This is a genomic window from Actinomycetospora sp. CA-053990 (assembly GCF_050948445.1).
Taxonomy (GTDB): Bacteria; Actinomycetota; Actinomycetes; order Mycobacteriales; family Pseudonocardiaceae; genus Actinomycetospora; species Actinomycetospora callitridis.
In genome coordinates, this window is the sequence record NZ_CP192043.1 from 88,364 (window position 1) to 100,502 (window position 12,139).

A 12,139-nucleotide genomic window follows, 5' to 3' on the forward strand; every position below is an offset into this window, starting at 1 on the left:
GGCTTCCGCCTCCCCGGTCAGGCGGTCAGCCATGTGAGGTCGGTACCCATCGCGAGCTCCGCGGGCTCGTGGCCGCGGCGGAAGAGCCGGGCGGTGTAGCCGTCGAGGGTCAGGCTCGTGTCCGTCCCGTGCAGCCAGGCGCCCTCGCGCAGGCCGACGACGGAGACGACGTTCTCCTCGTGGAACTCGTGGATACGTTCCTCACGGGTCTCGCCGCGGTGCGTCGAGTGCGGGTCGGGGTCGAGGTAGTGCGGGTTGATCTGCACCGGGATGCGGCCCAGGGCGTCGAGCCCGCCGGGGTCGACGATCGGCATGTCGTTCGTCGTCATGATCGTCGGGCAGGCCAGGTTGGAGCCGGCGCTGGCGCCCGCGTAGCGCAGGTCGTCGCGCGCCCGGAGTGCCTCGAGGACGCCGTTGTCGCCGACGCGGCGCCGCAGCCGGAACGTGTTGCCGCCGCCGCCGAACACCGTCTCGCGGTCCGGGTCGGCGGCGCGGAGGGTGGCCGCGGGATCGGGTTCAGCGTGCAGGCCGCGGACGTCGAGGGGTCCGAGGACCTCCCGCAGGGCGTCGCCGACGAAGCCCGTGTAGGCGTCGAGGTCGTGGCCGGCCCAGGGCAGGAACCACACGACGCGGTCGCCGAGGTGCCGGCGCAGGGGCTCGGCCGCGTGCGCGAACGGGACCTCGGCGCCGGGCGGGCGGGAGTTGGAGAACAGCAGGACGTCGGCGGGCACGACCGCGATCCTCGCCGCCCTCCGCGCCGGGACGACGCACGGGGTGGTGTCAGCATGGGGGCCATGCTGACGTTCGACGTCAGTTTCTCCACCAGCTCGGGACCGACCCCGATGCGGCAGCCCTCGGCAAGATCGTGGGGGCTTTCCTGACATCTGACGTCAGCATGGTCCCCACGCTGACACGGGGTCAGGACACAGGCGTCCGGGGTGGGACGGCGGGGGTGCCGAGCGGGACGAGGCGCAGGGCGCCCGGGGCGTCGGGCGGCACGACCGGGGCGCGCGGGGGCACCGGGTCGACGCGGCGGTAGGGCGCGCCGAGCTCCGGGCGGGGGTCGCGCTCGCCCTTGTTCGGCCAGAACGCCATGGCGCGCTCGGCCTGCGCGGTGATCGTCAGCGACGGGTTCACGCCCAGGTTCGCCGAGAGCGCCGACCCGTCGACCACGTGCAGGCCGGGGTGCCCGTAGAGCCGCTGGTACCCGTCGACGACCCCGGTCTCCGGGGACGGGCCGATCGGGCAGCCGCCGATGAAGTGCGCGGTCATCGGCATGTCGACCGCCTCGCCCCAGGTGCCGCCGGGGTCGCCGTCGATGATCTCGGCGATCCGCCGGACGGTGTCGTTCGCGGCCGGGATCCACGTCGGGTTCGGGGTGCCGTGGCCCTGACGCGAGACGAGCCGGCCGAAGCGGCGCCGGACGGTGATCGAGTTGTCGAGCGACTGCATGACCAGCGCGATCACCGTGCGCTCCGACCAGTGCCGCTTGTCCAGCGAGCGGGCGAACGTCCGCGGGTGCCGGACGATCGCACCGAGCAACCGCAGCGCGCGCGGCACCCGCCCGCCGCCGTCGGTCATCAGCGTCGTCAGCAGGCCCATCGCGTTGCTGCCGTAGCCGTACCGGCAGGGCTCGATGTGCGTGTCCTCGTCCGGGTGCCAGGACGACGTGATCGCGACCCCGCGCGTGAAGTCGCGGGGCCCGCCGCGCTCCGGGGCCCGCCGGGCCATCGCCCCGACCAGCGCCTCGGAGTTGGTGCGGGTCAGCTCGCCGAGCTTGCGCGAGACGCGCGGCAGCACGCCGGTGTCGCGCAGACGGTGCAGCAGCGTCTGCGTGCCCCAGGTGCCCGCGGCGAACACCACGTGCTCGGCGCGGTACGTCGTCCGCCCCCGCCCGCGTGTCGCCCGCGTCTCGACGGCGTAGCCCTCCGCGGTGGGTCGGACCGTGCGGACCGTCGTCTCGGGGTGCACCGTCGCGCCCGCCCGCTCGGCCAGCGCGAGGTAGTTGGTCTCGAGGGTGTTCTTGGCCCCGTGGCGGCAGCCGGTCATGCACTCGCCGCACTCCAGGCAGCCGGTGCGCTCGGGCCCGGCGCCCCCGAAGAACGGGTCGGGCGACGTGACGCCCGGGCCCTCGCCGAAGTAGACGCCGACCTGCGTCGGCGCCACCGTGTCCGCGCGCCCGCGCTCGGCCGCGACCTGACGCATCACCTCGTCCGACGGCGTCACCGACGGCTGGGTGACGACGCCGAGCATGCGGGTCGCCTGGTCGTAGAACGCGTCCAGCTCGTCGCGCCAGTCGGTCATCGACGCCCACTGCGGGTCGCGGTAGAACGCGTCGTTCTTCGGCCGGTAGAGCGTGTTGGCGTAGTTCAGCGAGCCGCCCCCGACGCCCGCACCGGCGAGCACGAGGACGTCGCGCAGCACGTGGATGCGCTGGATGCCGTAGCAGCCCAGGCGGGGCGCCCAGAGGAAGTTGCGGATGTCCCACGACGTCCTCGGCAGCGTCTGGGGCGTGAACCGGCGGCCCGCCTCGAGGACGCCGACCCGGTAGCCCTTCTCGGCGAGCCGCAGCGCCGTGACGCTGCCCCCGAAGCCGGATCCGACGACGAGCACGTCGTAGTGCTCCTCCTGGCGTGGTGGCATCCAGGGAAGGTAACCCGCCGGTAGCTGTAACGGTAGGTCACAGGTACATGGTGTCCTGCTCGTCACGCCCTCAGGGCACGACCACGACCTTCCCCACCGCCCCGTTCTCCACGGCCTCGTGCGCGGCGACGATGTCGTCCAGGCCGTAGTGGGTGACCGGCAGCGGCGAGAGCGCCCCGCTGCCGGCGGCGTCGGCGGTCCAGGCGACGGCGGCACGCAGCTGGTCGTCCGGCACGCCGTAGAGCAGCACGTAGCTGATGGAGGCGTTGGCGACCATGAAGCGCCGGGTCGGGATCACCGGGTCGTCCGGCTCGTTGGCGTACACCGCGATGACCGTGCCCGCCCCGGCCACCGCGAGGTCCAGCTCGAGGTTCGCGCCGAGGGCGACCTCGACGACGCGGTCGACGTGGTCGGTGAAACCCTTCACCTGGTCGACGGCGTTCGGCTCGCGGTAGTTGACGACGAGGTCGGCGCCGGCCGCGCGCGCCAGCTCGCCCTTCTCGTCCGAGCTCACCGTGGTGACGACGCGGGCGCCGGCGTGCTTGGCCAGCTCGATCGCGTAGTGCCCGACCGCCCCGGCCCCGCCCGCGACGAGCACGGTCCGCCCGGCGAGGGCCCCGCGGTCGCCGCTGTCGCCGACGAGCAGACAGTGCGCCGCGGTCACGGCCGGCACGCCGAGGCAGGCGCCCAGCTCGTCTGGCGCGTCCCCGGGCAGCGGGCGGACATGCGCGGCGGGCAGCACGGAGTACTCGGCGGCGGTGCCGTAGCGGTTGCCGAAGGCGCTGAGGAACAGCCACACGCGCTCGCCGACGGCCGGGGACTCCACGCCCTCGCCCACCGCGTCGACCACACCGACGCCGTCCTGGTGCGGGATCTGGAAGTCCTGGGGGTCCTGCCCGGTGAGGCCCGCGCGGGTCTTCCAGTCCGTGGGGTTCACCCCGGAGCCGGTGATGCGGACCCGGACCTCCCCGGGGCCGGGCTCGGGGGTCTCGACGTCCTCGACCGAGAGCACCTCGGCGGCCGGACCGGTCCGGCGGTAGATCGCAGCCTTCATGACGGGCCTGTGCCCCGGAACCGCCCGCGCTATCCGGCCGCCGCGTCGTGCAATGCGCCGAAGGCCACGGCCAGGGTCGCCGGCGTGTGGTGGGCGTTGAGGCCGCTGGGGTTGGGCAGCACCCAGAGCCCCGTCGGTCCGAGCGTGCGCTCCTGGCGGCCCGCGACGGCCCGGCGCTCGCCGAACGCGACGCGGTAGGCCCCGATCCCGACGACGGCGAGCCAGGCCGGGCGGACCTCGGCGACCAGGGCACGCAGCCGTTCGCCGCCCGCGACCAGCTCGGCGTCGTCGAGCTCGTCGGCCCGCGCCGTGGCCCGCGGGGCGACGTTGGTGATGCCCAGGCCGAGGGACGGCAGCAGGCCCTGCTCGGACGGGGCGAGCAGGCGCGGGGTGAAGCCGCCGGCGTGCAGGGCGGGCCAGAAGCGGTTGCCGGGGCGGGCGAAGTGGTGCCCGGTCGCCGCGGACACGAGCCCCGGGTTGATGCCGCAGAAGAGCACCCGCAGGGGCGGATCGTCGGGACCGGGCAGGACGTCGGGCAGGAGGCGGTCGCGGGCGGCCTCCAGCTCCGCGGGAGTGGGGACGGGCACGAGCCCGAGTATCGCCGCCCGCCGTCCCCATCGCCCGGATGCGTCCCCAGGCCGCCGAGGCCCCGGATCCGCCCGCGGCCGCCCTGCGTCGGAACCGGTGTGGACGAACAGGACGGGCCGGAGGTGCGGCCCGAGGAGCTGCAGGAAGCGGGACGGGCGTGCGTCGCGGCGGCGCTCGCCGTGCCCGTGACGGCGACGGCCGTGGCGGTGCGGAGTACGGAGGTCCCCCCGGGGGACGGACGGGCCCGGCGGCCGCGGCGCTCGCCGACCGGTGGGAGGTCGCGGTCGCGCTGTGGAGCGCCGACGTCGTGGCCCACGGCGAGGCGCTGGCCGCGGCGGGCGAGGCCTACGTCGCGGGTGACGAGGACGCGGCGGCCGTCCTCGCCGCGCCGTGACCACCACCCTGCCCGGCGCCGCGGCGGCGCGGCTCGCCGTCGCGCGGACGGCGCTGGCCCGGGCCGGCGAGGTGCTCGCGGGGCCGGTGCCCGGGTGGCGGGGCGCGGCGGCGGGCGCGGCCACCGGCGCGCGGACAGCGCTGCGGGAGCGCCACGCCGCGCTGCTCGCCGATGTCGACGGCGTGCTCACCGCCCTCGGGGCCGCGGCCGTGGCCCTGGCCGGCGGCGCGGCGCCCGAGACGGTGGACGCCGCGCTCGCCGGGGCCCTCGACGGCGCCGGGCACACGCCCGCGGGCCCGCCGCCGACCGGCGTCGCGGGGTCGCACTGGCCCGATCCCGGCGAGGTCGCCCGGTGGTGGGCGGGGCTCGACCCGGACGCCTGGGCGGTCCTCGAGCGCGAGCGCCCGGCCCTGGTCGGCGGCCTCGACGGGCTCCCGGCGGCGGTCCGGGACCGCGCCAACCGCGTGGTGCTCGCCGGCGCCCGGAGGACGCACGGCGCGAGGAGCAGGCCGCGCGGGACCGGCTCGTGCGCACGGCCGACCCGGTGGAGCTCGCGTCGATCGGGTGGGAGCTGTACGAGGTGCGGGCGCGGCTCGCGCGGCTGGGGCGGTCGCCGCCGCCCTCGACGCGCCGGGCCGGGCGTTGCTGGACCTCGAGGTCGACCCGCGGGCGGATGCCGGGCCGGGCGTCCGCGCCGCCGTCGCGCGGGGCGACGTCGACGCCGCCGCCCACGTCGGGGTGTTCACCGCCGGCTTCACCACCGGGGTGGACGAGCTGCCCGGCCGTCTCGGGGAGCTGGACGCGCTGGCCGCCGCGGCGGGACCGGGCACCGCGGCGGTGGCCTGGTACGGCTACGACGCGCCGCAGGCGCACGAGGTGGTCGATCCCGACCGGTCGGTGCTCGGCCGGGCGCCCGCCGAGGAGGGCGCCCCGCGGCTCGCGTCGTTCCTCGACGGCCTCGACGCCGCCCGGCCGGGGCGCGAGGCCCACGTGACGGCGATCGGGCACTCGTACGGCTCGGTGGTCACCGCCGCCGCCGTCGCGCCGGGCGGCGCCGAGGGCGTCGACGACGTCGTGTCCCTCGGCAGCCCGGGCGTCGGGGAGGTGCCGGGGCGCCCGCCGGGGCACGCGTGGGTGGTGGAGGCCGCGGGCGATCCGGTCGCGGACACGGCCTGGTTCGGCCCGGATCCCAACCGGATGCCGGGCGTCACGGGGCTCTCGGCGCGCGAGGTGGTGCTTCCGGACGGGCGGGTGCTGGCCGAGTCGCGCGGCCACGGCGCCTACCTCACGCCGGGCACCACGAGCGCGGCGAACGTGGCCGCGGTGGTGGGTGGTCGGCCGCAGGACGCGGTCCTCGACCGGGGGTCGACGCCGGGGACCGGCTGCGCCGCCTGGTGGGCGGCTGAGCCGGCTGCGGGCACGCCGACGGCCCGTCCCCGGTCCGGGTGGGACCGAGGACGGGCCGTGCCGACGAGCGTGCTGCGGGGGGCGGGTTAGTCCTTGCCGCCCGTGGCGGGCTTGTCGGAGGACACCGCTCCGTTGGGGCTGGTGCCGCTCACCGCGTCGGTGGCGGTGTGGGTCGGGATCTCCTGGGCGCTCGCGGCGGGCGACGTGGGGGTCGCACCGGAGACCGGGGCGGCCGAGGTGGCCGGCTTCGGGCGCGGGGCCGGCGGCGGCGGGGGCGGCAGCTCCGGCTCGCGACGCGTGGCCACGACCGCGATACCGGCGCCGAGCACGGCGAGCACGACGAGCCAGAGGCCCCAGCGACGACGCTTCTTGGGCTCCTCGGGCTCGATGCGGGCAGCGAGCTCCTTGCGCGCCGTGGTCAGGCCGTCCTCGAGCTGGCCGCGCACGGTGTCGCCGAGGTCGCGCAGCTCGTCCGCCGAGGTCGGTACGGCCGACTTCTCGAGGCGCTTGCGGGCGTCCTTGGCGTACGCCTGGGCCTGCTTGCGGGCGTCCTTCGCGGCCTTGTTGGCGCGCTTGCGGGTCTCCGCGCGGGCCTCCTGGGCGCGCTTGCGGGCCTCCTCCTGCGCCTCCTCCGCACGCTGGCGGGCCTCGGCGCGGGCGTCGAGCACCCGCTGACGGGCCTCGTCGGCGGCCTTGCGGACGTCCTTGCGGACCTCGGCGCGCTTCTTCTGACCCTGCTTGCGAGCCTTCTCGCGGTCCTTGCGGGCCTGGTCAGCGGCCTTCTGGGCGCGCTTCTCGGCCTTCTTCCGGGCCTTGCGGCCCTCCTTGCGCAGATCGTCCAGGTCCTCCCTGGCGCCGATCAGTGTCTTGCTGCTCAAGAAACGTCACCTCACTCGTCGGTGGGGCGGCCATGATGCCCCGGCCCCACTTGTGCAGGTGCCCGACCCGCCGGGACGTCACACCCGCTACTCCATTCGAAGGTCGTCACAGTCCTAGTGGCACGATGGGCCCGTGACCTCCGCCGACACCCCGACCGCAACGCTGCACACCTCCAACGGGGACATCACCGTGCGGCTGTTCCCCAACGAGGCGCCCCAGACCGTCGCGAACTTCACGGGCCTGGCCACCGGCGAGCAGTCGTACACCGAGCCCAACGCCAAGGGTGGCAGCTCCGGCCCGTTCTACGACGGGACCATCTTCCACCGCGTCATCGCGGGCTTCATGCTGCAGACCGGTGACCCCACGGGCACCGGCCGCGGCGGGCCCGGCTACAAGTTCGCCGACGAGTTCCACCCCGACCTGCGCTTCGACCGGCCCTACCTGCTGGCGATGGCCAACGCGGGGCCCGGCACCAACGGCTCGCAGTTCTTCATCACGGTGGCGCCGACGACCTGGCTCAACCGCAAGCACACGATCTTCGGCGAGGTGGCCGACCAGTCCTCGCGCGACGTCGTCGACTCGATCGCGGCCACCGCGACCGGTCCCGGCGACCGTCCGGTGCAGGACATCGTCATCACCTCGGTCGAGATCGCCTGAGGAGCTCGGGCGTGAGGACGCCGTGACCGCGCCGGGACCCCCGGGATCCCCGGGATCCCGGCCCACGGCGGGACCGGACGCGGCGCCGCACTGCGTGCGGCACCCCGACCGGCCCACCGCCCTGGCCTGCACCCGGTGCGGGCGGCCGGCGTGCCCGGACTGCCTGCGCGCGGCGCCGGTCGGCGCGCACTGCGTCGACTGCGTCGCGGAGGCCGCCCGCACGACGCGTGCCCCGCGCACCGTCGGTGGCGGGCGCGCCCGTCCGGGTGCGACGCCGGTCGTGACGATCACCCTCGTCGCCGTCAACGTCGTGGTCTTCGTGCTGACGGCCCTCTCGGCGGGCAGCGCGTGGGCGAACTACACGTCGCCGTGGGTCGAGGCGACCTGGCTGGTGCCCGCCGACGTCGCCGCCGGCCAGTGGTGGCGGCTGGTGACCGCGGGCTTCCTGCACATCGGTCCGCTGCACGTCGCGGTCAACATGTTCGCGCTGTGGGTGCTCGGCCGGGACCTCGAGCTCGTGCTCGGCCGGCTGCGGTATGCGCTGCTCTACGGGGTCTCGCTGCTGGGCGGATCCACGGCGATCATGCTGTTCGGCGACCCCGACCGGCCCGTCGCCGGCGCCTCCGGAGCGGTGTTCGGCCTGATGGGCGCACTCGTCGTGGTCCTGCGCCGACTCCAGCTCTCACCGACGCCCGCGCTGCTGACCATCGGGCTGAACGTCGTGCTGACCTTCACGATCCCGGGCCTGTCGGTGCTCGGGCACCTCGGCGGGCTCGTCACCGGCCTGCTCGTCGCCGCCGCACTGGTGCACGGCCCGGCGCGGTCAGACCCGCGGGCCGGGCTCTGGGCCGTCGGGGGGATCGCCGCCGTGCTCGTCGTCCTCGACGTCCTCCGGGTGCTCACCCTCTAGATCGGGTCGGCCCGCCGCCCGGCGACCCGCACGGGCGCGGTGGCGCTGCAGCGACTCGGCGACGTCCACCGGGTCGGTGCCGAGCTCGAGCCGGCCGAGCACGAGCAGCCGGTCGGTCGGCTCGGCGTCCGGGGCGCCGTCGCGCGCCTCCACCTCGAGGTAGGCCGCCGGCAGGCCCATCCGCCGCATCCGCACGACGCGCACCGCGTCGATGTGCTCCCACGGCCACCGGCGCGTCCCCGTGATCCGGCGCAGCGCGAGGCCCGCGTCGTCGACCTGCAGCCGGGGCCGGGCGAGCGCCCCGACGGCCGTCACGGCCAGGACCGCGAGGGCGGCGAGCCCGACGAGCAGGCGTCCGGGCGGATCCGTCGCCGCGACGGCCCACGCCCCGAGCCCGAGCGCGGCCACGGCGCCCATGACGACCGCGGTCCACGGGGCCGCCCACTGCGAGGGCTCGCTCACGACGACTTGTCCACAGGGTGTGTCCACAGCGGTGGACGAATCACATCGGTGTGGTTCAGCGCCACTTCATGGTCATCAGCAGCGAGACCACGATGAGCCCGAAGCCGATGAGGAAGTTCCACGGCCCGAGGTCCTGCATGAAGGGGATCGACTCGGAGGCGAGGTAGTTGACCACCAGCCACGCCAGCCCGAGCAGGCCGACGCCGAGCATGACCACGACGTACGCCGGGTGCGACGGACCTGCGGGGGCGGGCCGGGCCTTCGGCGGCGGGGTGTAGGCCGGCTTGCGGCGGACCTTGGACTTGGGCACGTCGGCTCCGATCGGGCGGGATTGCTCACGCCAGTCTAGTGCACCCGGCCCTGCCTCCCGGGGCCGTACGCTCGGGGTATGCGCGTCCTGGTCGTCGACAACTACGACAGCTTCGTCTACAACCTCGTGCAGTACCTCGCGCAGCTCGGCGCCGACCCGGTGGTGCTGCGCAACGACGCCGACGGCGTGGTCGACCTCGTCGACGAGGTCGACGGCGTGCTGGTCAGCCCCGGTCCCGGCACCCCCGACGACGCGGGCGCGAGCAACGACGTCATCCGGCGCTGCGCCGCCGTCGCCCGCCCCGTCCTCGGGGTCTGCCTCGGCCACCAGGCGCTGGGTGCGGTGCACGGCGCCGTCGTCGAGCGCGCCCCGGAGCTGCGGCACGGCAAGACGTCGCTGGTGCACCACGAGGGCGCCGGCGTGCTCGCGGGGCTGCGCACGCCCTTCACCGCCACGCGGTACCACTCGCTGACGGTGCGGCCCGACACGCTGCCCGCCGAGCTGGAGCCCACGGGCTGGACCGACGACGGGGTGCTCATGGCGATGCGCCACCGGGAGCTCCCGCTCGAGGGCGTGCAGTTCCACCCCGAGTCGGTGCTCACCGAGGACGGCCACCGGCTGCTCGCCACGTGGATGGACGCCTGCGGCCACCCCGTCGACGCCGGGATCGTGCACGACCTCACCGAGGGCCTGCGCGCGCTGGCCCTCGCGGCCGCGCCGCCGGCCTGACGGCGGACCCGGCAGTCGCTCGTCGCCCTGACCGCCGGGCGACGTCCGCGACCGGCACGTTCGGCCGCCGCGCCGTGCCCCTCGCGGAGCGAGGCGTCGCCGGACCCGCCCCGCGCCGGCGGACCGTGTCCTCGGGACACGGTTCGTCAGCTCAGTTCCCGGGGAAGAGCCCGCCGCCGAAGCCGCCGTCGCCCCCGGAGCCGACGACCACCTGGATCGTGGCCCCCGCCTCGGCCTCGCTGCCCGCGCTCGGGTTCTGGCTCAGGATCTTGCCGACCTGCGACTGGTCGGACACCTGTTGCGAGGTCTGCGAGATCGAGCCGTTGAAGCCGGCCTGCGACAGGGTCTGCGCGGCCTCCGACGGCGTCTGCCCGACGATCGACGGCACGGACACCGTGTTCCCGCGCGAGACCTCGAGCGTGACGCTCGAGTTGCGCGACACGGTGGCGCCGGCGCCCGGCGAGGTGTCGGTGACCGTGCCTGCCGGCCGGCTGTCGTCGACCTCGGAGACGGTCACCCGGAGCCCGACGCCCTCGAGGGTCGTCGTCGCTGTCTGCCGGGTCTGACCGACGACGTCCGGCACCCGCAACGTCTCGCGCTGGCGGCCGATCGTCAGCAGCACCGGGGTGCCCGGGGTCAGGAACTGCCCGGCCGCCGGCTCCTGGGAGAGCACGCGGCCGACCTGGTTCTCGTCGTCGACCTCCCGCTGCTGCGGCACCGGCGCGAGGCTGAGACCGAGCCGTTGGACGGTGGCCTGGGCCTCGTTGGCGGTCTGTCCCTGCAGGTCGGGAACCTGGACGGGGTCGGGGCCACGCCCGACGCGCAGCTCGACGACGCTGCCCGGCGCGACCTCGATGCCCTCGGTGGGGTTGGTGGTGACCACCTGGCCGACCTGCTCCGGCGGCGACGCGACCGGGACGACGGTCGGGCGCAGCCCCGCCGTGGACAGCGACTGCAGCGCTGCGGCCTGCGGCTGCCCGACGACGGTCGGCACCGCGATCGTGTTGGCCGACGGCGAGAACAGGAAGTACGCGCCGGCCAGCGCGGCGAGCAGCACGAGCACGGCGGCGAAGGCGATCGCCCGCTTGCGTCCGCGCTTGCGCCGGGCCTCCGACTGCTCGGCCTGCCACTGCTCGAACTCGTCGACCTCGTCGTCACGGCCGCCGTAGCCGTCGTAGCCGCCGTCGTACGGCGCGACCGGGTGGCCCCCGGTCATGTACTCGGTGTGCTCCTCGGCCGTCATCACCATCGGCGCACCGGGGCGCTCGCCGTTGAGGACGCGGTAGAAGTCCTCGCGCATCTCGTCGGCGCTCTGGTAGCGGTTCGCCGGGTTCTTGGCCAGGGACTTCAGCGTCATCGCGTCGAGCTCCGGCGGCACCCGCGGGTTGATCTCCGACGGGGCCGGTGGGTCCTCCCGCACGTGCTGGTACGCGATCGCGACCGGGGAGTCGCCGGTGAACGGCGGCCGGCCGGTGAGCAGCTCGAAGAGCACGCAGCCGGTGGCGTACACGTCGGAGCGGGCGTCGACGGACTCGCCGCGGGCCTGCTCGGGAGAGAGGTACTGGGCCGTGCCGATCACCGCGGCGGTCTGGGTGACGGCGGGCTGGGCGTCGGAGAGGGCGCGCGCGATGCCGAAGTCCATCACCTTGACCGCGCCGGCGGGCGTGATCATGATGTTGGCCGGCTTCACGTCGCGGTGGATGATCCCGTGCCGGTGGGAGAAGTCCAGGGCCGCGCAGACGTCGGCGAGGACCTCGCAGACCCGGGAGGGCTCCATCGGGCCCTCGGTCTTGACGATGTCGCGCAGCGTCCGCCCCGCCACGTACTCCATGACGATGTAGGGCAGCGGGACGTCGTCGGAGGGCGCCTCGCCCGTGTCGTAGACCGCGACGATCGCCGGGTGGTTCAGCGCCGCCGCGTTCTGGGCCTCGCGCCGGAAGCGGATCTGGAACTGGGGGTCGCGCGCCAGGTCGGCGCGCAGGACCTTGATGGCCACGTCCCGGCCGAGACGGACGTCGCGCCCGCCGTGGACCTCGGACATCCCGCCGTAGCCGAGCGCCGGGCCGAGCTCGTAGCGCTCGGACAGCAGCCGCGGGGTGGTCATCC

14 protein-coding genes are annotated in these 12,139 nt (G+C 75.4%); 5 read left to right on the plus strand and 9 right to left on the minus strand.

What is annotated here, in order from left to right; translation table 11 throughout:
- Positions 1-17 precede the first annotated feature (17 nt).
- From pepE to mug, 4 genes are all read right to left on the minus strand, one after another.
- The gene (gene pepE, locus ACQPYN_RS00450) at positions 18-731 is read right to left on the minus strand and encodes a dipeptidase PepE (protein ID WP_433031932.1); all 714 of its coding nucleotides are present in this window, start codon (positions 729-731) and stop codon (positions 18-20) included.
- Positions 732-918: 187 nt separating this feature from the next.
- Entirely contained in the window at positions 919-2,643 is a 1,725-nt protein-coding gene (locus ACQPYN_RS00455; RefSeq protein WP_433031935.1) for a GMC oxidoreductase, read from the minus strand.
- A gap of 70 nt (positions 2,644-2,713) precedes the next feature.
- Positions 2,714-3,697 (minus strand): NADPH:quinone reductase, encoded by a 984-nt coding sequence (locus tag ACQPYN_RS00460; RefSeq protein WP_433031938.1) that lies wholly within the window; start codon positions 3,695-3,697, stop codon positions 2,714-2,716.
- A gap of 29 nt (positions 3,698-3,726) precedes the next feature.
- On the minus strand, positions 3,727-4,284 hold the full coding sequence (gene mug / locus ACQPYN_RS00465) for a G/U mismatch-specific DNA glycosylase (protein WP_433031941.1): 558 nt from the start codon (positions 4,282-4,284) through the stop codon (positions 3,727-3,729).
- Positions 4,285-4,442: 158 nt separating this feature from the next.
- Between mug and ACQPYN_RS00470 the strand changes: the two genes are divergently transcribed.
- Positions 4,443-4,679: a hypothetical protein gene (locus tag ACQPYN_RS00470; protein WP_433031944.1), complete on the plus strand. Its 237-nt coding sequence runs from the start codon at positions 4,443-4,445 to the stop codon at positions 4,677-4,679.
- On the opposite strand, the gene ACQPYN_RS00475 is transcribed toward ACQPYN_RS00470, so the two are convergent.
- Positions 4,631-5,173, minus strand: coding sequence for a hypothetical protein (locus ACQPYN_RS00475; protein ID WP_433031947.1), 543 nt, complete (start codon positions 5,171-5,173; stop codon positions 4,631-4,633). The two genes, ACQPYN_RS00470 and ACQPYN_RS00475, sit on opposite strands and share 49 nt — an antisense overlap.
- 70 nt (positions 5,174-5,243) lie before the next feature.
- Between ACQPYN_RS00475 and ACQPYN_RS00480 the strand changes: the two genes are divergently transcribed.
- Positions 5,244-6,176, plus strand: a complete 933-nt coding sequence (locus ACQPYN_RS00480) for an alpha/beta hydrolase (protein WP_433031950.1) — start codon at positions 5,244-5,246, stop codon at positions 6,174-6,176.
- On the opposite strand, the gene ACQPYN_RS00485 is transcribed toward ACQPYN_RS00480, so the two are convergent.
- On the minus strand, positions 6,173-6,964 hold the full coding sequence (locus ACQPYN_RS00485; RefSeq protein WP_433031953.1) for a hypothetical protein: 792 nt from the start codon (positions 6,962-6,964) through the stop codon (positions 6,173-6,175). The genes ACQPYN_RS00480 and ACQPYN_RS00485 overlap by 4 nt on opposite strands.
- A 133-nt stretch (positions 6,965-7,097) precedes the next feature.
- Between ACQPYN_RS00485 and ACQPYN_RS00490 the strand changes: the two genes are divergently transcribed.
- Both ACQPYN_RS00490 and ACQPYN_RS00495 read left to right on the plus strand, forming a co-directional pair.
- Positions 7,098-7,622, plus strand: a complete 525-nt coding sequence (locus ACQPYN_RS00490) for a peptidylprolyl isomerase (protein ID WP_433031956.1) — start codon at positions 7,098-7,100, stop codon at positions 7,620-7,622.
- 22 nt (positions 7,623-7,644) lie between these two features.
- A complete protein-coding gene (locus ACQPYN_RS00495; RefSeq protein ID WP_433031959.1) occupies positions 7,645-8,532 on the plus strand; it encodes a rhomboid family intramembrane serine protease in 888 nt (295 codons plus the stop codon).
- On the opposite strand, the gene ACQPYN_RS00500 is transcribed toward ACQPYN_RS00495, so the two are convergent.
- Positions 8,446-8,994, minus strand: coding sequence for a PH domain-containing protein (locus ACQPYN_RS00500; protein ID WP_433031963.1), 549 nt, complete (start codon positions 8,992-8,994; stop codon positions 8,446-8,448). The genes ACQPYN_RS00495 and ACQPYN_RS00500 overlap by 87 nt on opposite strands.
- 55 nt (positions 8,995-9,049) lie before the next feature.
- Complete coding sequence (gene crgA, locus ACQPYN_RS00505) at positions 9,050-9,304, minus strand: cell division protein CrgA (protein WP_433031966.1); 255 nt, start codon at positions 9,302-9,304, stop codon at positions 9,050-9,052.
- 78 nt (positions 9,305-9,382) lie between these two features.
- Here crgA and ACQPYN_RS00510 point away from each other — a divergent pair, with 78 nt between their 5' ends.
- Positions 9,383-10,033 (plus strand): aminodeoxychorismate/anthranilate synthase component II, encoded by a 651-nt coding sequence (locus ACQPYN_RS00510; RefSeq protein ID WP_433031969.1) that lies wholly within the window; start codon positions 9,383-9,385, stop codon positions 10,031-10,033.
- A gap of 151 nt (positions 10,034-10,184) precedes the next feature.
- Here the strand turns inward: ACQPYN_RS00510 and pknB are convergent, their stop codons facing one another.
- Positions 10,185-12,137, minus strand: coding sequence for a Stk1 family PASTA domain-containing Ser/Thr kinase (gene pknB, locus ACQPYN_RS00515; protein ID WP_433031972.1), 1,953 nt, complete (start codon positions 12,135-12,137; stop codon positions 10,185-10,187).
- Between the last annotated feature and the right edge of the window lie 2 nt (positions 12,138-12,139).

Coding starts and splice junctions, on each gene's coding strand:
- ACQPYN_RS00455 (WP_433031935.1), bottom strand. CDS start 2,643: ATGCCACCACGCCAGGAGGAGCACTACGACGTGCTCGTCGTCGGATCC.
- ACQPYN_RS00460 (WP_433031938.1), bottom strand. CDS start 3,697: ATGAAGGCTGCGATCTACCGCCGGACCGGTCCGGCCGCCGAGGTGCTC.
- ACQPYN_RS00510 (WP_433031969.1), top strand. CDS start 9,383: ATGCGCGTCCTGGTCGTCGACAACTACGACAGCTTCGTCTACAACCTC.
- pknB (WP_433031972.1), bottom strand. CDS start 12,137: ATGACCACCCCGCGGCTGCTGTCCGAGCGCTACGAGCTCGGCCCGGCG.